Genomic DNA, 18,981 nt, shown 5'->3' with positions numbered 1-18,981 from the left:
CCGACGATCGCTCCCGGGGCTGAGCAGGGAGGAAGGTGACATGGGTCGGTCCGGTCGTGCGTCAGAGGGCGCTCAGCGGGTGAGTCGGGTGGCGATCGCGGGGACTCTCGCGGCCTCGCTCCTGACGATGACCGCCTGCGACCTCCTTGGATCGGATGGCGACGGGGCGGACAGCACGGGCGGCTCCGGTGCGGGCTCGAACGGCTCGGGTCCCGATGGCAGTTCGAACGGCCAGGGTGAGCCGGCAGCATTGACCGCGACCCTCGCCACCGCGTCCGAGGGGACCGCCGTCATCCCTGGCGACTCCGTCGCCGAGCTCGCAGCGGGCACGACCCAGCGGCTCTTCGAGTCCGCCCCCGTGGTGGTGCTCGCCGCAGACGATGAGGCGAGCGCCGTGCGCGCAGCCTCGGCAGCGGTCGCGCTCGGCGTGCCGGTCGTCATCGACGGCGACCGTGCCGCCGAGGAGGTGGACCGACTGGGGGCGGACGTCGCGCTGGCCATCGGTCCCGTCGACGACCCCGGCATCGACGTGGTCGTCCCGGCCGACGACGAGGACCTGGCCCGGCTGCTCGGTATCGAGGCCGAGGCAGTCACGGTGGACAGCTCGGAGGCAGCTCGCACGCTGGCCGAGATGGATCCGAACTCACCGCAGCTGCTCGTGCTGTCCGGTGCTGCCGACGTGCCCGCACCGGGGGACGGCGCAGAGCAGACGGGTGACGACGCAGCGCAGACGGAGGACGGCGCCGGGAGCACAGCCGCGCCGCTGACCAGCGACCGCGACGAGCTCCCGTCCACCAGCCGACCGGCAGAGGCGTCGACCGTGACGGTGCTCAGCACCGGCGCCACCTCCGATGTCGCAGCCCTCGGCGTCGCCCGGGCCGCCGGCGCGACGGTCCTGGTCGAGAGCCTCGGCGACCCCCGGGCGACCAGCGACACCGTGCAGGCCCTGGCCGACGACGAGTCCACCTCGATCCTTGGCCTCGGCGACGTCTTCGGCGATGACGACTCCCTGGGCTGGAAGGTCGCCACCGCCCGCACCGGCGTCGAGCTGCCCGGAGGCGGTCAGTTGGCGCTCCCGGGCAAGACCTATATCGCGCTCTACGGCACCCCGTCGACGCCTTCCCTCGGTGTCCTCGGCGAGCAGCCGATCGAGCAGACGATCACCCGGGCCGAAGAGCACGCGGGCTGGTACGAGCCGCTCACCGACGAGACGGTCATCCCCACGCTGGAGATCATCGCGACCGTCGCGAGCGCGGGCCCGGGCGCGGACGGCAACTACTCCAACGAGTTGCCCATGTCCGAGCTGCGCCCGCTCATCGACCTGGCCGCCGAGCACGACATGTATGTCGTGCTGGACCTCCAGCCCGGACGCAACGACTTCCTCACCCAGGCCAAGCGCTACGAGGAGCTGCTCCTGCTCCCACACGTCGGCCTGGCCCTCGACCCTGAGTGGCGGCTGCGCCCGGACCAGGTGCACCTCCAGCAGATCGGCACGGTGTCGGTGGAGGAGGTCAACGAGGTCATCACCTGGCTGGCCGACCTGACCCGGGACAACGACCTGCCCCAGAAGGTGCTCGTCCTGCACATGTTCCAGCTGCGGATGATCCCGGAGGTGGACACCGTGGACCAGAGCCGCGAGGAGCTCGCCGTGCTCATCCACGCCGACGGGCAGGGCGCCCAGCCGGACAAGCAGGCGACCTGGCGGGCGCTGCACGACTACGCGCCCTCGATCAAGTACTGGGGCTGGAAGAACTTCTACGACGAGGACACTCCGATGCTCTCCGCCGAGGAGACCATGACCTACGTCGACCCGCTCCCCGACTTCGTCTCCTACCAGTAGGAGCCGTGATGTCCCCCTGATCAGCGCCATGCTGATCACCAGCACCCAGCGAAGGGCCGTCGGTCAGCTCGACCGGCGGCCCTTCGCTGTTGTTGTGCCCGAGCCGAGTGCGCCTCACTGCTCCCGCCCGGACGCTCCAGCTCGATCAGGGACTGTCCGCCCCACCGTTGACATTCAACGTCTCCCCGATCACATAGCTGCTCTCCGCCGACGCGAGGAAGACATAGGCCGGCGCCAGCTCCACCGGCTGCCCGGCCCGCCCGATCGGCTGGCCGACGCCGAACTCCGGCAGCGCTTCCTTCGGCTGGCCCTCGACCACCTGCAGCGGCGTCCAGATCGGGCCGGGCGCGACGATATTGACCCGGATCCCCTTGGGTGCCAGCTGCTTGGCCAGCCCCTTGCCGAAGTTGTTCATCGCGGCCTTGGTCATGGCGTAGTCGAGCAGGTGATCGCTGGGGCTGTAGGACTGCACCGAGCTGCTCAGGATGATCGAGGACCCGGCGGGCAGATGCTTCACCGCGGCCCGGCACATCCAGAACATCGCGTAGATGTTGGTCTTGACGGTCAGGTCGAACTGCTCGTCGGTGATCTCCTCGATGGAGGGCTTGCTCACCTGCTTGCCGGCGTTGACCACGAGCACGTCCAGCCCGCCGAGTCCCTCGACGGCCTGCTCGATCAGCCGGTCGCAGGTCTCCCGGTTGGTCACGTCGCCGGGCAGCTGCACGCAGGTGCGCCCCTCCTTCTCGATCAGCTTCGCGATCGTGTCGGCGTCCTCCTGCTCCTCGGGCAGGTAGTTGATCGCCACATCCGCGCCCTCGCGCGCGTACGCGATCGCGACCGCGCCACCGATCCCGCTGTCGCCGCCGGTCACGAAGGCCTTGCGGCCCTCGAGCCGCCCGGTCCCGCGATAGCTCTTCTCGCCGCGGTCCGCCTTGGGCTCCAGCTCGGAGTCCAGCCCGGGCATCGGCTGGTCCTGCTCAGGCGGGGTGATGCGGGGGTGCCGGGTCGTCGGGTCATCGAAGGTCAGTTGGTCCTTGGTCGCCATACCCTCGATACAACCCCGCCCGTATGCCGTGTGCTCGCTGGAGCGACACCCTCACCCCGTGCAGGCACAATGGTCGGGTCCCTCACCCCTGGAGGATGCGTGACCGAGGATGAACTTCCGGGCAGCCAGGCGCTGCGCCGGGCCGTGGACGAGCAGGAGCCGCTCCTGGTCGGCCCCGCTCTGTCCGACGTGCTGCGGGTGCGCATTCGGCGCACCGTCCGCAGCACCCGTGACCTGATCGACGTCAGCGACTCCGCCCGTGCCCGCGAGCTCGCCGCCCGCACCATCGCCTGGCTGGCGGAGTCGGTCGGTGCCTACCTGAGGCTGCCGACCCCCTTCGCGCACGGCCACTCACCGCAGGGCGGGCACGCCCCCGTGCTCGTCCTGGTGGACCAGCTCGACCTGCTGGGGCTCACCCTCGACCACGCCTATGACGCCGCGCACCGTGGGGACGAGGAGGAGCTGGACCGTCAGCTGCAGGTCATCGTCGACCGCTTCGCGACCCGCACCTCCCCCGTCGAACTCGTCGAGGACGACGCGATCAGCGCCGAGGACCTAGACCAGGAGGTCGTGCAGGATCAGGGCCTCGAGGTCGGGGACGACGGCATCCCCCGCGTCCCCGTCCCGGAGCAGCCCGACCCGAATCACGAGGTGCTCGACGCCTCCCGCCCCGATCCCGCCTCCAAGGAGACCCCGTGACCAGCAGGTATGCCGTTGCTCCTGCCCCGCCCGCTGGCCCCGGGATGACCCCGGAGGACGGGGCGATCGACCACTATCTCTCGGAGCTGGCCCGGTGGCGGATGCGACGCGAGCACGAGCTCGGGGCTCTCGATGCGCTCACCCGCACCCACGACGACCGGGATGCGCTGAACATCGATGTCACGGCCTCGATGACGCTGTGGCACGCGATCGCCCAGCGGCACGACCTGCTGCTGTCCACCTGGCAGGATGCCCAGGCCGGCAATGGGGAGCGGGACTGGATCGCCCAGCTCATCTGGGGCCTGCTCGAGCTACCCGACGGCGACGCCGAGGCGTTGGCGATCGCGTTGCCGGAGGCGGTACGGCTCTCCGATGCCCTGGCCGCCTCGCTCCGAGCACGGCTGCACACCGATGACGACGACTTGCCCTTCGACCAGCGGGTCGCGGCGCTGACCGCAGACACCGAGCGGGTCCGCGCCCAGCTCGAGCACGATCGCGAGGCCGCGGGGTCCGCCGGTGGAGACGAACGGGACGACGCCCGGCTCGACGACGCGAACGACGCCGACCACCCCGGGGACGACGTGACCGAGCGGTTGTCGGCCGTCGAGGCCGAGGTGGAGGGCCTGCCGGGCGAGAGTGCCGAGTCGCTCGCCACCGTGGGCGACCTGGAGTCTCGGCTCGCCGCCATCGACCGCGACCTGATCATCGCGGCCGCCACCCAGGCCCACGCTCGCGCCACCACCGACCAGGCCAGCAGCGAACGCGACCACCTGGTCGCCAAGGGCGAGGCGGTCCGCAGCCTCGCCGAGCGCGTGCTCAACACGGTGCACCCGGCCCCCAGGCTCGGCATACCGGACGTGTCCGCCCTGGGAGAGGTGCCAGAGGGCGAGGATGAGCTCACGGCATACATGGCGAATCTGGAGCGGGTCGGGCGAGCGCTGGACCAGGCCCACATCACGTATGCCGCCGCGCTGGCCGAGTACGCCGACCTCGCCGACCGCGCGGAGCGGCTGGCCAAGACGCTGGCCGGGTGCGGTGCGCCGACCAGCGTCGACCTGGCCGGGATGCTCACGGCCGCCAAGGAGTCCCTGCACAACCGGCCAGCCGACATCCAGCGGGCGGCGGCGCTGATCGCGGCGCAGGAGGCCTACCTCGGTGAGTTGAGGCCGGACGCGTGAGCCCGCACCGCAACCCGGAGAAGGGCGGCCGCACCGAGCCGGCGCGCCCCATCGGCCCGGAGTCGCACCCGGAGGAGACCGCGGTCGAGTGCCCGAACTGCCACGCGACCACCGTCGGCGAGCCACCCTTCTGCGGGGCGTGCGGCTACGACTTCACGACCGGGGTCGCCCCAGAGACGCCCGACCCTGACCAGGCCCCGGTCCCCCGGCCGACGTCGATGCAGGCGGCCGAGCCGCACGAGGCGTATATCGATCCCCGGCGCGACGCTGACGAGATCGAGCTGCCGACCCGGCCGGAGGACTTGGCGCTGCCGGCGGAGGACCTGCCACACCGACCGACGGTGCCGCCCCCGACGCCACCCAGCGCGGCGGAGGAGTTCGTCGCGCACGAGCGGGCCGAGACGCTGCCGCCCTCGCGCGAGGAGAGCGCGGAGTGGGTGGCCGAGGTCTGGGTCGACCATGCCTGGGCGGCGACGCGGGAGAGCGATCAGCCGGTGCCCGACGCCGGGCTGTCCGAGGTCATCGCGTTGACCTCGGACAATGTCGTCATCGGGCGCACGAACGTGGCGCGCGGGCTGCACCCGGACCTGGATGCCGGGACCGACATGGGGGTCTCCGTGCGCCACGCCCAGCTGACCTCGGACGGGCAGCGGTGGTGGGTCGAGGACCTGGACACCTCGAACGGGACCTACGTCTCCACGGTCGGGCTAGATCTGCCGGTGGAGCCGATCGAGAGCGGGCTACGGGTCCTCATTGACGAGGACGACCGGGTGTACCTGGGAGGGTGGACGCGGATCATGCTGCGTCGTCGCGACTGAGAAGGCACCCAGCATCGCGTTGCGCAGGAAGCCCCACTCGCCGAGCTCGGCCCGGCACCGGTCCGCGCAGGGGGTGAGCTCGGTCGGCTCGGGTGCATCGGGGGCCAGGATGGCAACGGCCGCCCCGATCTGCTGGGCGCAGCGCACCGCGTCATACCTGTCGTCGAGGCAGTGCGGGCAGTCCGCGAGCAGATCCGGGCCGGCCGCGGCCCGGTCCTCATCGCCGCGCAGGTCGAGGTCATTGGTGAGGATCCGCTGCTCCAGGATGTCCAGCCAGGGCCCCGGGTCCAGCCCTTGCTCATCCACCAGATAGCGACGGTGCTTGCGGAGCAGCTGGAGTGCTTCGGCGGGGCGCGAGGTGCGGTAGTAGGCCAGCACGGTCAACTGCACGACATCCCCGCGGTCCGGCAGGTCCTCGGTGAGCATCAGCAAAGCGGGCAGGGCGCGGCCAGGGTTGCCGGAGCGCACCAGCGCATCGAGATAGACGACCCGGGCCCGGTCCATCAACGCCTGGGCCGAGGAACGTAGTTCGGTTCTCCCCCTCCCCTACATCGGTGAGCAGCACGTGCCGATAGGCCTCGGTCAGGCCGGCGAGCAGTTCCACCACGTATGCGACATCACCGGTCTGCAGGGACTGTTCGCTCAGCTCGGTGGAGGCTCGCAGGATGTGCAGATCGACCTCGACCGCACTGTCGAGGCGGTATCCCCCACCGGCGTGCACGATGAAGTCCCCGGTCCAGCCCGCGCGCTCGGCCGAGCGCCGGAGCCCGGACACATAGACCTGGATCGCGTTGGCGGCCGAGGGGGGTGGACCATTCGGCCACAGCACCTCGGTGAGCCGATGGGATGACACTCCCTCGGGCGAGGCGACCGCCAGCATCGTCAGCACAGAACGGGGCCGCGCGGTGAGCGGGACGATCTGTCCGTTCACCATCAGCACCGTGCTGCCGAGCACGTTCACGCGGGCGCTCTCCACCCGAGACAGTATGGAGGTGAAAGACCCCGTGGGAAACAGCCTGGAGGCTGACCCACGGGGCCTTTCAACGGCAGTTAAGCCTGGGGCGCCAGCCCACGGTCAACTCAACGCTCGATCAGGCGAAACTCACTGCTCCGGACCGGGGTTGACGTTCCCGCGGTCGCTCCACTCGTGGCGGCGCAGGTTGGGGCGGCGCGAGTCGGTGCCGACCGGGCGGTCCTGCTCACCCTCGAAGCCGCGGTCGTGCTCAAGGCCGTCCTCGCGCGCGGGGTTGCCCTCCAGGCCGCGACCCTCGTCGACGCCGTCGTGGTGCAGGGCGCGGTCGTCGCCGGGGCGGTCCTCGCCGAGCACGCCGTCGTCGCGGACGGCGCGGTCGTCACCGAGGCGGTCGCCCTCAACCCGGCCATCGGCGCCGTGACCGCCCTCGCGGCCGGAGGCGTAGTAGCGGTAGAGCTCGTCCTGCTCGGACTCGCTCAGGTGCTGGTCGGCGTCGACGTTCGGAGCGTCCTTGATGAAGTCCTTCTCGAAGGGCACCACGATCTGCCCGTTGCTCAGGTCGGCCTGGTCGAGCGGGACGAAGGTCTCCTTCATCCCGAAGAAGCCGGTGCGCACCGTCGCCCACGCGGGCTCGCCGGTGTTGTCGTCGAGGAAGATCTGACGCACGCCGCCGACCTTGTCGCCGGAGCGGTCCACGACCTCGGCGTCGTAGAGAGTGCCGAGATTGTCCTGGGTGATACGCATGAGTTCTCCTTCGTCGGGGTTGGGAACTACGCCTCCACGCAACCAGCCCGCGCGGCCCTCGTCACGCCGAAGGGGCCACCCCACCCCAACGGGGGAGGTGGGGCGCCTCGACGGCGTCCCACCTGCCCCTCTGGTCTCACCCGCCTGCCGTCTCGTCCGGAGCGCCGGTGCCCGGCTGCACCGTCCACGACGGCGGCTCGTCTCGACCGGACGCCTCGTCCGCCTCGGCGTCCGCAGCCGTCTGCTGCACCACGCCCTGAGCGTGATGGACCGGTGCGTACACGGCATACAGGCGCATGGGCTCCTCCCCCGTGTTGATCACGTCGTGCCACATCCCGGCCGGCACCTGGATCGCCCAGTCATCCTCGACCTCCTGCTCGAAGGGCAGGTCGTCCTCGGCGGGCCCCATGACGCAGCGCCCGCGGCCGGACTCCAGGCGCAGGAACTGGTCGGTCTCCGGGTGCGCCTCGAGCCCGATCGACTCCCCCACCGGGATCGACATCAGCGTGACCTGGAGGTAGCGGCCGGTCCAGGCCACCGTCCGGTAGGTCTCGTTCTCGGTCGTCGCCGCCTCGATGTCGAAGGCGTGCGGCTGGGGTCCGGGGTCGGTGACCATGGGGCGTCCTCTCGGTGATCGGGTCATCCGCCACGCTGATCTGCGGGCGGGTTGCTCCCAACCTATGACGCCTGAGGGTCTGCGCGGGCGCCGGTCGGCGGGACCGGTCAGGGCAGCAGGGTGGTGCTGCCGTCCTCGCCGCTCCAGTAGACATAGGGCGTCGGCGGAGCCTCGCCGGGAGCGAGCGTGAACAGGCTGACCGGCCCCGCGGGACCCCGGACGACGGCATGCTCGTAGGGAGACCGAACGCCGGGGTCCTCCGTCGACGGATCGCCGTCGGAGGGGGTGTCGTCGATCCAGACCATTGTGTCCGGGCCGATCGCCTTTCCCGCGAAGGAGTACAGCGTGCCCTCGCCCTCCCACTGCCAGCGGTGGCCAGTGAGCGCCTGCTGCTCCAGCTCCCCGGGCGTGCTGCCCAGCGAGATGACGGTGCCGTCGTCGAGGTGGCTCAGCTCTGGCCAACCAGCGGAGTCCGCGCCGATGAGGTAGGGCTCGCCCATCAGGGTGACGACCTGACCCTGGCCGTAGTCCCAGGGGTCGCCGTTACGGGTCACCAGCGGAAGCAGGACGGCGGGGTCGTGGCTCAGGCCCAGGACGGTGCCTTCGAGCTGGGCTCCTTCAGGCAGCGTGATCGAGGCGGTCCAGGCGCGGTGCTCAGCGTCGATGTCCGTCCAGTGCTCGTCCTGGATCGGCACCGCTGACGTCGGCGACATCGACGGCGTCGGCTCGACGTCCGCAGGCACGACGGCCACGAGGTCATAGCCGCGCACGTCCTCGGGCTTGACCATGACCCCGTCCTGCCACTCCTCGTGCGGGATGGCGATCAGGGTGCGGTCGATCTCGCCCAGCGAAGCCAGGGATTGCCCACTGGCAGTCAGCGCCCAGAGGCCTTTCTGCGGTGCCACCGCCAGGGTGCCGGCGGGCGTCTCGACCGTCTGCTGGTGGGCGTCGTACCAGGTCGTGTGGAGGCGGTCGTCCTGCACGTCATCAGGCGCTTGCAGAATGCCCAGCAGGTCCGTGCCGTCCGGCAGCAGGCGGACCTCCCACTTCAGCTCCGCACCCTCCAACCGCACCGCGGACTGCAGGCCGACGGCGGAGTCGATCACCGGCCTGCCCAGCTGGCGGACGACCGGATCGCCCGGCAGGGAGAAGCCACCGCCGCCGTCATTCTCCAGCGGCAGCACCACGACCGTGCCCTCGGCGCCCAGGTCGTAGACCTCGATGCCGGAGTCGCCGCCCGGGACCTCGCTGGGGGTGAGCAGCTCACCATCGCGCCAGATCCGCACTTGGTCCCCGTCGACGTCGGTCTCCACCGGGAGCTCGACCGCCGGCGGGGCGACGTGGTCCTGCGCGCTGCCTTCCGTCGCCTCCTCGGGCGTCAGCTCCTCGACCTGACCGGCCGGCGCACCGCCGTCGGCGCCGAGCAGCCCGCCCGCTCCTGATCCCCACCAGATGCCGCCGGCCAGCACCAGGGCCAGGGCGCCTGCCCCGGCGGCACCGATGGTGCGCCGACGCCGCTGACGTCCTCGCCCGACGCGGACGACCTCGTCGATCGAGACATCCATCACCGGACCGCCCGCGGCCGCCCGATCCAACAGCGTTCCCATCTCCCGCTCAGACATGGTCTGCCTCCTTCAGCATGGGTCGCAGGGCCGCCAGGCCTCGCGAGGTGTAGCCCTTCACCGAACCGACGCTGATCCCGAGGGCGTCGGCGGTGGCTCGTTCGGTCAGGTCGAGGTAGTGCCGGTAGACCACGCACTCGCGCTCACGGGCGGGCAAGGTCTGCAGGGCACTCACGAGGTCCGCGGAGAGGGTCTGCGCCCCGAGGTCCGTATGGCGCGCCGCCTCCTCCGGCGGATCACCGACGACCTCCCGGCGGGTCCGGCGCCACCGGTCGGTGCGCAGGTTGACCAAGGTGCGCCGGGCGTAGGCCGAGGGCTGCCCGTCCTGCACCGTGCGCCACTTGAGGTAGACGCGGACCAGGGTCTCCTGGACCAGGTCCTCCGCGGCGTGCCGGTCACCGGTCAGCATCCACGCGGTGCTGAGCAGCCAGGGCTTGGCTTTCGTGGCGAACTCGACGAACGAGTCCTCGTCTGCCTGACGCATCTGCGCACCTCCTTCCGGAGGGATCCCGGGCCGGTCGTTCCCGGCCTTGTGGGGATGATGACGCAGGACGTCACGAAAAGGTTGTGCGCCGCTCCGAGGGGCCTCACGAGGCTGTTGAGCGAACGTGGCCGGACAGGGTGCTCAGCCAGCGTGCGCTGTCTGTGCCCCGAGGCCGTTGTCCCGGTGGTTGAGCCGACGGGTCTCCAGCACCCAGAAGATGCAGAAGAGCCCGATCTCCCACCACTCCAGGAAGATCACGAAGTGACCGGGTGCAAAGGCTCTCGCGACGGCCCAGGAGACCAGTGGCCCGGCCAACATGAGCGCGAAGATCACCTGGTAGCCCCGGCGGCGGGCCATCTCATCGGGATCGAGCTGCTCCCCGGCGCTGCGCGCGACCGCGTGCGGCCAGGCGTGGCTCCACACCACTACCGCGAGCGCGCTGATCAGGAAGATGGCGGCCAGATCGTGAATGGTCAGCTGCAGGTCGCCGATCAGTGGGAGGCCTGAGAGCTCGATCCCGCCGAGCCGCACCTCATGGGCCGGCGGGACCCAGAGTTGCCACATCGCCAGCGCCAGGAAGGCGAGCAAGGTGCCACCGGTCAGCAGGACGAAGAACAGGGTGACCCGATCCCCGCGCACCAGGGTGCGGACCCGCTCGGTGCGGCGGATCTCCAGGCCCACGAGCAACCCGCACAGCAGCACCACCGTGGTCAGGCTGAAGCGCAGCGACCAGACGAACTCGACCGGCCCGACCCCGTCGGGCGAGAGCAGGGCCGCCTGCCGCAGATCGTCCAGGATCCGATCCAGCCCGGCGGGCACGAAGGCGACGAAGACCGCGTAGAAGCCGGCTCCGTTGAGGTTGTAGTCCTCGAAGGTCGTCGAGCCTTGATAGGCCACGAGCACCACGGCGACCGCGACCAGGACGCCGACGAAGACGTCCCGGACCGGGCCGCCGTAGTAGGCGCTGATCGAGGTCTCGAGCGATCCGGTGTAGATCGCGGGCAGGATCGTCACCACGAAGAGCACCGCCGGGAGCAGGACCAGCATCCAGCGCAGGTTGCTGTACGTGATCCGCAGCATCGTCTGGTCATCCCGGTTCGTCCCCACCATGCGAGCACTCTGTCACGAGCCACCGACACGAGGTGGGACACGACGACGGGGCCACGGCCAGGAAAGGCCGTGACCCCGTGCGGGTCGAGCACGTCGGCTCTGCGGTCGACAAGACCCGTCAGCGGACGGGCACCAGACCGGTCAGAAGACCCGACGACGGGTGCCGCCGATCGGCACCAGGTTGAGCACCAGGCCCACGACGATCAGGATGATCCCGATCGTGGTGAGGATGCCGGGGAGCTCGGTCAGCCAACCAAGCAGCAGGAGAATGACTCCGAGAACGATCATGGTGGAACCTCTTTTTCTGCAGGGGACACTGCTTGGGGACGTGAAGAAGGTAGCCAGGAAGCGACATACCTGCAGGTCGAACCCACCAGCGTGTTCGGATTGAGTCCGAAACTACGCTGAATCGTGATGAGCGTCCCGTGAGAATCGTCACGTGAGAATCGGGGACGTACCCAAGAATCACGTGACGACTTCCACGGGACGACTCCTACGGGACGGTGCCCACCACTCAGTCAGGGACGCGGGCCGCCCATCCGGGTGCCGAGCTGGTCGGCCGAGGTGATCGTGGTGCCATTGGTGGTCACGGCCGCCCCGTCCAGGGTGATCGAGCCGTTGGCGTCCACGGGCCCCTCACCGCCGTTGGCGGCACTGGTGATGGTGATCTCACCGCCGGTCAGGCTGACCGAGCCGTTGGAGTCCAGGCCGTCGCTGCCGGCCTGCACCACGACGGTCCCGCCGCTGATCACCATCCGGGAGCCGTCGTCCGCCTCGCCACCGACACCGCCGGAGGCCGTGCTGTTGAGACCGTCGTCGCTCGCGGTGACCTGCACCGAGCCGCCGGAGATGAGCAGGTTGGCTGACTCCAGACCTTCCACGGAACTGGTCACGGTGACCGAGCCGCCCGCGACCTGGAGGGCCTGCTCGCCCTTGACGCCGTCGTCGCCGGACTGGACGGTGAGCTCGCCGCCGGCCACCAGGACCCACCCACGGTGGGCGTCGTCAGCGTTGTCGGACTTCACGCCATCGCCCTGGGCGATGACGTCGACAGTGCCGTCGAGCAGGACCACGTAGTCCTTGCCGCGGATGCCGTCGTCGACTGCGCTGAGCGAGACGTCACCGGAGGCGATCACCAGGCCGTCGCGGGAGCTGATGGCGTCGTTGGTGTTGCCAGTCACCGTCAACGAGCCCTCCCCCGCGATCGTCAGGTCGGAGGCGGAGGCGAGGGCGGCGACTGGCGTGGCGTCGTCGGCAACCTCGTAGCCCGACCCGTCGGCCAGCGCGTTCTCACCCTCGAGCACCACCGTGACCTCATCCGCGGTGGTCACCGCGAGCGCCGGACCGGTCGAGCTGGTCACGGAGACGCCGTCCAGCACGAGGGTGACGGTGTCGTCGTCGGGGGCAGACACGATGACCTGGCCGTCGGTGAGCTCGCCCGAGATCCGGTAGACCCCGCCCTCGGTGATCGTGATGACATCTCCCTCGACGGAGACGCCGGTCGAGTCTGCGGTGGAGCCGCCGTCGGCCAGCGTGATCGCGACCTCCTCGGCGGCGTCCCACTCGAGGTCATCCCCGTCGTAGTGGGTGTCGACCGCGGTCAGGTCGTCGGCGGCGCTCACCACGACGTCCTTCTGGCCCTCCTCGGCGGTCTCGGTCTCGGTCTCGTCGCTCGTGGACTCGCTCGCGCCGTCGCTGGTCTCCTCGGCGACTGTGGTGCTGATGGCCTCCTCGTTCTCGGTCTGCGCGCTGACCGGCAGGGTGGTGACGATGCTCGGCGCGCTCTGGTCGGCTGATACAGGGGTGGTCGGGCCGGGGGTGGTCGCGCCGGCGGTGGTGCAGGCGGCCAGGGCTAGCCCAGCCAGGCCGAGGGCTCCGGCCTGGGTGACGCGGCGCCAGCTCAGGGGGGACATGGACATGGGTGCTCCTTGGGTTGGTGGTGCGTGGGTATGTGGTGACTCAGATCGGTCAGGCCGCGTCGGCCCGGACCAGCTCGAGGGTGCGGTGCCAGCGGTTGGCCGGCAGGTCTGGGGTGAGGAGGGCCAGGCCGGTGGCGTACTTGGACAACCGGCGCGGGCGCTGTCCTTGGCTCCAGAGGAATCGGTCGGCGAGGCCGGGGCGCGCTCCGCTCTTGGTCTCGACCACGACGAGCTGCTGCAGATGGGTGGTCTTGGGCGCCGACACGGCATCGGTCGGAGAGATGCCGGGCAGGTGGGGCGACTCCCAGCGGAGGTCGGCATCGATGGTGAGGCGACTGCCTTCCGAGGGAACCAGCAGGGTGGTGCGGGAGTAGCTGGTGCTCAGGCGACCCTGCAGCGCCCCTTCGGGTCGGGGGACCCCGACCGCGTCCAGGTGCTGGTGGACGAAGGTCAGTTCATCGCCCCCGAGCGAGGTGACCTGCGCTCCTCCGAGCCGGGATCGGGCCGCGATCTGGCGCCGCACCTTGCTGGACTGCCCGCGAGCGCTGAGCGTCTTGACCTCGAGGAAGGAGGTGCCGGACTCGACATACGTGCGGGTTCGGACCTTGAAGCGACGCCGACGACCGGTGGCGGCAGTCCGGAAGCTCTCCAGTCCGTCCGTCTCGAAGTAGGTCGACCGGTAGCGCGAGCTGCGGGTGCCGGCGATCTCCAGGACGCGCAGGTCATCGGCGAGCGCGGTGAGCAGACGGCTGGCGACGGGGAGCGGGACGAGGTACTTGCGGTCGGTGCGGGTCATCAACGCGGCCTCCTGCTCGAGCTCGCCGAGCGAGATCGGCGCGAGGTCTGCCGCGGCGCGGGCGATGGCGGCGGACTGGCTCATCGGACGGCTCCTGCCGGGATGGCCTCGTGAGCACCGGTGGCGACAACCTCAGGCAGCGCCGCGTGCTCGCGCTGGTCGACGCGATAGCGCACATCGACCGTGGTGGTGTCGTTGACGGTGTCCAGGCGGAGCACGCTGACCGCGGTGATGCGGGCACCCAGCAGGTCGCCCAGGTGCGAGCGAAGCTCGGCCTCGTCCAGGATCGCGCGGTCCACCACAACGACCTGCCTGCGGTGTCCGGCGAGCAGACCGGGGTGATCCACGGCATACATGGTGGCGACGATGACCCCCATGAAGGTGAGGGACAGCCAGACCGGGCCGACCGCCAGCCCGCCGACCAGCCCGAGGGCCAAGGTGGCGAAGTAGTAGGCGATCTCGTGCTGGGCGAGCTCATCGGAGCGCAGGCGGATGATCGACAGCACACCGAACAGGCCCAGGCCGAGGCCGGCGCTGACCGCCGAGCTGGAGAGCAGCGCCGCGACGGCGAGCACGCCCACGTTGATGCCGACGAAGGCGACGACGAGATCGCGGCGGCGGTGGCGCGGCCAGTAGATGGCGCCGGCCAGGACGGTGACGGCGACCAGGTCGGCGGCGTAGAGGGCGAGCGTGTTCATCGAAGACTCCTGTCCGGTGGCTGCCCCTTCCCTGGGGGCGTGTGTCCACGGTCGCGGCGGAGTCTGTGTGGTGGCTTTGCGGCTCCTGTTCGGCGCGCATGAGTCGTGAGCGGCCACCTCAGGGGTGCCGGATGTGTCATGATTCCCCTGCCTCGGCGAGCGATGACGCTCCGGCGGGGCGCAGGTGAGTCGAGCAATCCCGCAGGGGGACCAGAAGGCACACCACAGTTCCACCGCTGTGCCGCCCCTCGTTCTCCCTGCTGCGCCTGCGCGCTCTGTTTCAAGGACCCTCGGCCAGCCCCCAGCTCCTCGCCGACGGCACGCACCCGCTCGGCGGCAGCGACGCCCCGGACGACACCGCCGGTGCCACCGCTGAGGCCAGCAACGGCACCGGGTCCGTCGCGAATCCCCCGCTGACCAGCGACCTCGACACGCTCCCCCCGACCACCGCACCCACCCCCGCAGAGGCGGTCACGGTGCTGGCGACCGGCCGGCCGGCCGACCTTGCCGCGGTGGGCACCGCCCGGGCCGCGGGCGCCCACGTCCTGGTGGGACCGCATACCGATCCCCGCGCCACCAGCGAGACGGTCGAGGCGATGGCGCAGGCCGGGGCGTCCACGGTCATCGGCGTGGGCAAGGGCTTCGGGCCCGCCGAGGACCTCGCCTGGAAGGTGCGCACCGCGGCGACGGGCACGCAGCTGCCCGGCGGCGGCCAGCTCGTGCTGCCCGGCAAGACCTATGTCGCGCTCTACGGCACGCCGGGCACCGGCTCGCTGGGCGTGCTGGGCGAGCAGTCGATCGAGGACACGATCACTCGCGCCGAGGAGCACGCGGGGTGGTACGAACCCTTCACCGACGAGCCCGTGGTCCCGACGCTGGAGATCATCGCGACCGTGGCCAGCGCCGGGCCGGGCGCCGACGGCGACTACTCCGAGGAGATCGCGGTCTCCCAGCTCGAGCCGCTGGTGGACCTCGCCCACGAGCACGGCCAGTACGTCGTGCTCGACCTGCAGCCCGGGCAGACCGACTTCCTGACCCAGGCCAAGATGTACGAGGACCTGCTCACCCGCCCCAACGTCGGCCTCGCGCTGGACCCGGAGTGGCGGCTGCGGCCCGGGCAGAAGCACCTCGTGCAGATCGGCTCGGTGCCGGTGGATGAGGTCAACGAGGTCGTGCACTGGCTGGCCGACCTCACCCGCGAGCACGACCTGCCGCAGAAGGTGCTCGTGCTGCACATGTTCCAGAACCGGATGATCCCCGACGTGGACAGCGTCGACCAGAGCCGCGACGAGCTGGCCGTCCTCATCCACGTCGACGGCCAGGGCGCCCAGCCGGACAAGCAGGCGACCTGGCGCGCGCTGCACAACCATGCCCCCTCGATCACCCACTGGGGCTGGAAGAACTTCTACGACGAGGACGTCCCGATGCTGACCGCCGAGCAGACGATGACGCAGGTCGACCCGCTGCCGGACTTCATCTCCTACCAGTGAGGACGCGGCGCCCCGTGCGAGGCTGACCCCATGCGCGCAGTCCGCTTCGACGCCTTCGGCCAGCCGCCCTACCTCGCCGAGGCGCCCGTCCCCGAGCCGGGGCACGGCAGCGTCGTCATCAAGGTGGGCGCGACCGGGCTGTGCCGCTCCGACTGGCACGGCTGGCAGGGGCACGACCCCGACATCGTGACGATGCCGCACACGCCGGGGCACGAGTTCGCTGGGACGGTCCACGCCGTCGGCGAGGGCGTGGAGCGGGTGCGGGTCGGCCAGCGCGTGGTCGTCCCCTTCGTCTGCGGGTGTGGGGATTGCGGGGTATGCAGAACCGGCAGCGCCCATGTCTGTCCCCACCAGTGGCAGCCGGGATTCTCCGGGCCCGGGTCGTTCGCGGAGTACGTCGCGGTGCCCGCCGCCGACTTCAACGTCGTCGAGCTGCCGGCCGAGGTGAGCTTCGACGTCGCCGCGGGGCTGGGCTGCCGGTTCGCCACCGCCTACCGCGGGATCGTCGACGTGGGCGCGCTGCGCCCTGGTGACACCGTGGCCGTGTTCGGTTGTGGCGGAGTCGGTCTGGCCGCCGTGATGGTGGCCGGGTCGCGCGGCGCGCACGTGATCGCGGTGGATGTCTCACCGGGCGCTCTGGAGCTCGCGCGGGAGGTCGGGGCGGCCGTGACGATCAACTCGGCAGAGGTCGACCCGGTGAAGGCGATCCGCGCCGACTTCCCCGACGGCGTCAACGTCAGCGTGGACGCGCTGGGTAGCGTGACAACGGCCGGCGCGGCGGTGCGCAGCCTGCGCGTCCACGGCCGGCACGTGCAGATCGGGCTGCTGCCGCCGGTGAGCATCGGCGACCGGGCGACCGTGCCGATGCACGTCGTCATCGCCCGTGAGTTGCACGTGCTGGGCAGCCACGGCATGCCCGCGGTCGACTACCCGGACCTGTTGTCTGACATCGCGACCGGCCGGCTCGACCCGGGCCGCTTCCTGGCCCGGACCATCACCCTGGAGGAGACGCCCGCGGCCCTCGCCGCGATGGGCGGGCCGGGCGCCCCGGCAGGGATCACCGTCATCCGCCCCTGACCCCTGGGGAAGCCTGCCCGGCGTTCCCGTGTTGGCCCTGACATGACCTCCCTCGCGCTCTCCGTCCTCGACCTCGTCCCCGTCCGCACCGGCCAGACCACCGGTCAGGCCCTGGAGTCGTCACGGCGGCTGGCCAAGGTTGCGGACGAGGCGGGGGCCCGGCGCTACTGGCTCGCCGAGCACCACAACACCCGCTCGGTGGCCTCGACGAGCCCGCCGGTGATCATCGCGATGCTGGCCGCCGCGACCGAGCGGATCCGCGTCGGCTCCGGCGGCGTGATGCTGCCCAACCACGCCCCGCTGGCGGTGGCCGAGCAGTTCGCCCTGCTGGAGGCCGCATATCCCGGCCGCATCGACCTCGGCATCGGCCGCGCCCCCGGCACCGACCCCGTGACGAGCTGGGCGCTGCGGGCCGGGCTGAGCGACGAGGACGCGGTGCGCCGCTTTCCCGACTACGTCCAGCAGGTCGAGGCCTACATGAACCCCGGCGGCGCGCGCATCCAGATCGGCCCGCGCGAGCACGACGTGCGCGCCACTCCCCTCGCGCAGCAGGCACCGCCGGTGTGGCTGCTGGGCTCCTCCGACTACTCCGCGCGGCTCGCCGGTCAGCTCGGCCTGCCCTACGTCTTCGCCCACCACTTCGCCGGCCGCGGCACCGCCGAGGCGCTCGACCTCTACCGCACCTCCTGGCTCGGCGAGGGCCCGCCGCAGACCTTCCTGACCGTCAACGCGGTCGTCGCGGACAGCCGCGAGGAGGCCGAGCGGCTCGCGCTGCCCTTCCAGCACATGATGGCCCGCCTGGCCGTCGGCGCCCTGATGGATCCGACGCCGCTGATGACCGTGGACGAGGCGCTGGAGGCCCGCCTGCTGCTGCCCGCCGACCGGTTCGCCGCGATCACCGCACCGTGGCTGCTCGGCACCGCGGACGAGGTCGCTGACGGTATGCGGCAGCTCGCCGGCCAGTTCGACGTCACCGAGGTCATGGTCCAGCCGATCGCGGGCTCCTACGCCGACGAGCCGCTGGAGAGCACCGAGGCCCGCGAGCGCACCGTCCGCGAGCTCGCCCGCGTCCTGGCCTGACCGGCCCGGGGCCTGGGGATACTTCATACTTCCCCCATGACCTCCTCCCCCGCGGCCAAGGCCTACGCGGCGCTGCGCGACAAGCCCCTCGGCAAGGCGCTTTTCAGCGCGGCGGTGAGCCTCCGGGCGCCCTATTTCCGCACGATCCTGCCGGTGATCGTCTCCCTCGAGCCCGGCCGCGGCGAGGCGCGGATGCGCGACTGGTGGGGCGTACGCAACCACATCGGCACCGTGCACGCGATCGCCTCCTGCAACCTGGCCGAGTTCGTCGGCGGCCTCACTACGGACGTGTCGGTCCCCGCCACCCACCGGTGGATCCCCAAGGGCATGACCGTGACCTACCTGGCCAAGGCCCGCGGCACCCTCAGCGGCGTCGCCACGGTCGAGGACCTGTCCGGCCTGGGCGCACAGGAGTCGCGCGAGGTCGTCGTGCCGGTGGCCATCACGGACCGGGACGGCACCGAGGTCGTCCGCGCCGACATCACGATGTGGGTCGCTCCCCGCGGCCCGGCGACGCAGCCCGTCCCAGGTCAGGACGAGGGGCGGGCCACCCCCGCACGAGCGACCAGACCGCCGGCAGGTAGCCCAGCAGCCACCACAGGGTCCCTCCGAGCACGAGGTGCCCCAGCCCGACCGCGGCGACGCCGGCCTGCTGCAGCGACCTCACCTGCCACACGGCGACGTTGAGCCCGGACAGGTCACCCATCGGCGTCGGCACTCGATCAGCGGGAAGGGCCCCGTCCTCTAGTCGACGACGAAACTGGACGGACGTCTCTGTCCGTCACTCCCGGT

General features: G+C 71.0%; 19 protein-coding genes and 1 pseudogene. 8 read left to right on the top strand and 12 right to left on the bottom strand.

What is annotated here, in order from left to right; genetic code table 11:
- Window positions 1-88 precede the first annotated feature (88 nt).
- The gene (locus ACQBAT_RS05265) at window positions 89-1,840 is read left to right on the top strand and encodes a hypothetical protein (RefSeq protein ID WP_420748775.1); all 1,752 of its coding nucleotides are present in this window, start codon (window positions 89-91) and stop codon (window positions 1,838-1,840) included.
- Between the two features lie 145 nt (window positions 1,841-1,985).
- Here the strand turns inward: ACQBAT_RS05265 and ACQBAT_RS05260 are convergent, their stop codons facing one another.
- Entirely contained in the window at window positions 1,986-2,885 is a 900-nt protein-coding gene (locus tag ACQBAT_RS05260; RefSeq protein ID WP_420748776.1) for an SDR family oxidoreductase, read from the bottom strand.
- 99 nt (window positions 2,886-2,984) lie between these two features.
- On the opposite strand from ACQBAT_RS05260, the gene ACQBAT_RS05255 reads away from it, so the two are divergent.
- The 3 genes from ACQBAT_RS05255 to ACQBAT_RS05245 are packed head-to-tail and all read left to right on the top strand — an operon-like array spanning window position 2,985 to window position 5,580.
- Window positions 2,985-3,584 carry a hypothetical protein gene (locus ACQBAT_RS05255; RefSeq protein ID WP_420748777.1) on the top strand — a complete coding sequence of 200 codons (600 nt, stop codon included), beginning with the start codon at window positions 2,985-2,987 and terminating at the stop codon, window positions 3,582-3,584.
- Window positions 3,581-4,762, top strand: a complete 1,182-nt coding sequence (locus ACQBAT_RS05250) for a hypothetical protein (RefSeq protein WP_420748778.1) — start codon at window positions 3,581-3,583, stop codon at window positions 4,760-4,762. Before ACQBAT_RS05255 ends, ACQBAT_RS05250 begins: the two co-directional genes overlap by 4 nt.
- A complete protein-coding gene (locus ACQBAT_RS05245) occupies window positions 4,759-5,580 on the top strand; it encodes an FHA domain-containing protein (RefSeq protein WP_420748779.1) in 822 nt (273 codons plus the stop codon). The genes ACQBAT_RS05250 and ACQBAT_RS05245 overlap by 4 nt, the downstream gene beginning before the upstream one ends.
- Here the strand turns inward: ACQBAT_RS05245 and ACQBAT_RS05240 are convergent.
- The 11 genes and pseudogenes from ACQBAT_RS05240 to ACQBAT_RS05190 form a co-directional block, all read right to left on the bottom strand.
- Window positions 5,503-6,084, bottom strand: a complete 582-nt coding sequence (locus ACQBAT_RS05240; protein ID WP_420748780.1) for an AfsR/SARP family transcriptional regulator — start codon at window positions 6,082-6,084, stop codon at window positions 5,503-5,505. The genes ACQBAT_RS05245 and ACQBAT_RS05240 overlap by 78 nt on opposite strands.
- Before the next feature lie 250 nt (window positions 6,085-6,334).
- A pseudogene (locus ACQBAT_RS05235) lies at window positions 6,335-6,460 on the bottom strand (hypothetical protein); the annotation flags it as partial.
- Between the two features lie 222 nt (window positions 6,461-6,682).
- Window positions 6,683-7,297, bottom strand: a complete 615-nt coding sequence (locus ACQBAT_RS05230) for a PRC-barrel domain-containing protein (protein WP_420748781.1) — start codon at window positions 7,295-7,297, stop codon at window positions 6,683-6,685.
- 136 nt (window positions 7,298-7,433) lie between these two features.
- Window positions 7,434-7,913 (bottom strand): cupin domain-containing protein, encoded by a 480-nt coding sequence (locus ACQBAT_RS05225; RefSeq protein ID WP_420748782.1) that lies wholly within the window; start codon window positions 7,911-7,913, stop codon window positions 7,434-7,436.
- Window positions 7,914-8,020: 107 nt separating this feature from the next.
- Window positions 8,021-9,535: a hypothetical protein gene (locus tag ACQBAT_RS05220; RefSeq protein WP_420748783.1), complete on the bottom strand. Its 1,515-nt coding sequence runs from the start codon at window positions 9,533-9,535 to the stop codon at window positions 8,021-8,023.
- On the bottom strand, window positions 9,528-10,019 hold the full coding sequence (locus ACQBAT_RS05215; RefSeq protein ID WP_420748784.1) for a SigE family RNA polymerase sigma factor: 492 nt from the start codon (window positions 10,017-10,019) through the stop codon (window positions 9,528-9,530). Before ACQBAT_RS05215 ends, ACQBAT_RS05220 begins: the two co-directional genes overlap by 8 nt.
- 141 nt (window positions 10,020-10,160) lie before the next feature.
- Window positions 10,161-11,129 (bottom strand): hypothetical protein, encoded by a 969-nt coding sequence (locus ACQBAT_RS05210; protein WP_420748785.1) that lies wholly within the window; start codon window positions 11,127-11,129, stop codon window positions 10,161-10,163.
- A 141-nt stretch (window positions 11,130-11,270) separates the two neighbouring features.
- Window positions 11,271-11,417 (bottom strand): hypothetical protein, encoded by a 147-nt coding sequence (locus tag ACQBAT_RS05205; RefSeq protein WP_420748786.1) that lies wholly within the window; start codon window positions 11,415-11,417, stop codon window positions 11,271-11,273.
- Between the two features lie 230 nt (window positions 11,418-11,647).
- The gene (locus tag ACQBAT_RS05200) at window positions 11,648-13,048 is read right to left on the bottom strand and encodes a carbohydrate-binding domain-containing protein (RefSeq protein ID WP_420748787.1); all 1,401 of its coding nucleotides are present in this window, start codon (window positions 13,046-13,048) and stop codon (window positions 11,648-11,650) included.
- A 49-nt stretch (window positions 13,049-13,097) separates the two neighbouring features.
- Window positions 13,098-13,928 (bottom strand): VTC domain-containing protein, encoded by an 831-nt coding sequence (locus tag ACQBAT_RS05195; protein WP_420748788.1) that lies wholly within the window; start codon window positions 13,926-13,928, stop codon window positions 13,098-13,100.
- Window positions 13,925-14,542 (bottom strand): DUF4956 domain-containing protein, encoded by a 618-nt coding sequence (locus ACQBAT_RS05190; RefSeq protein WP_420748789.1) that lies wholly within the window; start codon window positions 14,540-14,542, stop codon window positions 13,925-13,927. Before ACQBAT_RS05190 ends, ACQBAT_RS05195 begins: the two co-directional genes overlap by 4 nt.
- Before the next feature lie 476 nt (window positions 14,543-15,018).
- Here ACQBAT_RS05190 and ACQBAT_RS05185 point away from each other — a divergent pair, with 476 nt between their 5' ends.
- The 4 genes from ACQBAT_RS05185 to ACQBAT_RS05170 are packed head-to-tail and all read left to right on the top strand — an operon-like array spanning window position 15,019 to window position 18,876.
- On the top strand, window positions 15,019-16,032 hold the full coding sequence (locus ACQBAT_RS05185; RefSeq protein ID WP_420748790.1) for a hypothetical protein: 1,014 nt from the start codon (window positions 15,019-15,021) through the stop codon (window positions 16,030-16,032).
- 30 nt (window positions 16,033-16,062) lie between these two features.
- Window positions 16,063-17,109: an alcohol dehydrogenase catalytic domain-containing protein gene (locus ACQBAT_RS05180; RefSeq protein ID WP_420748791.1), complete on the top strand. Its 1,047-nt coding sequence runs from the start codon at window positions 16,063-16,065 to the stop codon at window positions 17,107-17,109.
- A 42-nt stretch (window positions 17,110-17,151) separates the two neighbouring features.
- Window positions 17,152-18,189 (top strand): LLM class flavin-dependent oxidoreductase, encoded by a 1,038-nt coding sequence (locus ACQBAT_RS05175; RefSeq protein WP_420748792.1) that lies wholly within the window; start codon window positions 17,152-17,154, stop codon window positions 18,187-18,189.
- A 36-nt stretch (window positions 18,190-18,225) separates the two neighbouring features.
- Window positions 18,226-18,876: a hotdog fold domain-containing protein gene (locus ACQBAT_RS05170; protein WP_420748793.1), complete on the top strand. Its 651-nt coding sequence runs from the start codon at window positions 18,226-18,228 to the stop codon at window positions 18,874-18,876.
- Window positions 18,877-18,981 lie beyond the last annotated feature (105 nt).

This window comes from Ornithinimicrobium pulveris (assembly GCF_050261105.1).
Classification (GTDB): domain Bacteria; phylum Actinomycetota; class Actinomycetes; order Actinomycetales; family Dermatophilaceae; genus Ornithinicoccus.
Note: the sequence above shows the minus strand (reverse complement) of the source record. Positions and strands in the feature narration are given on the sequence as shown.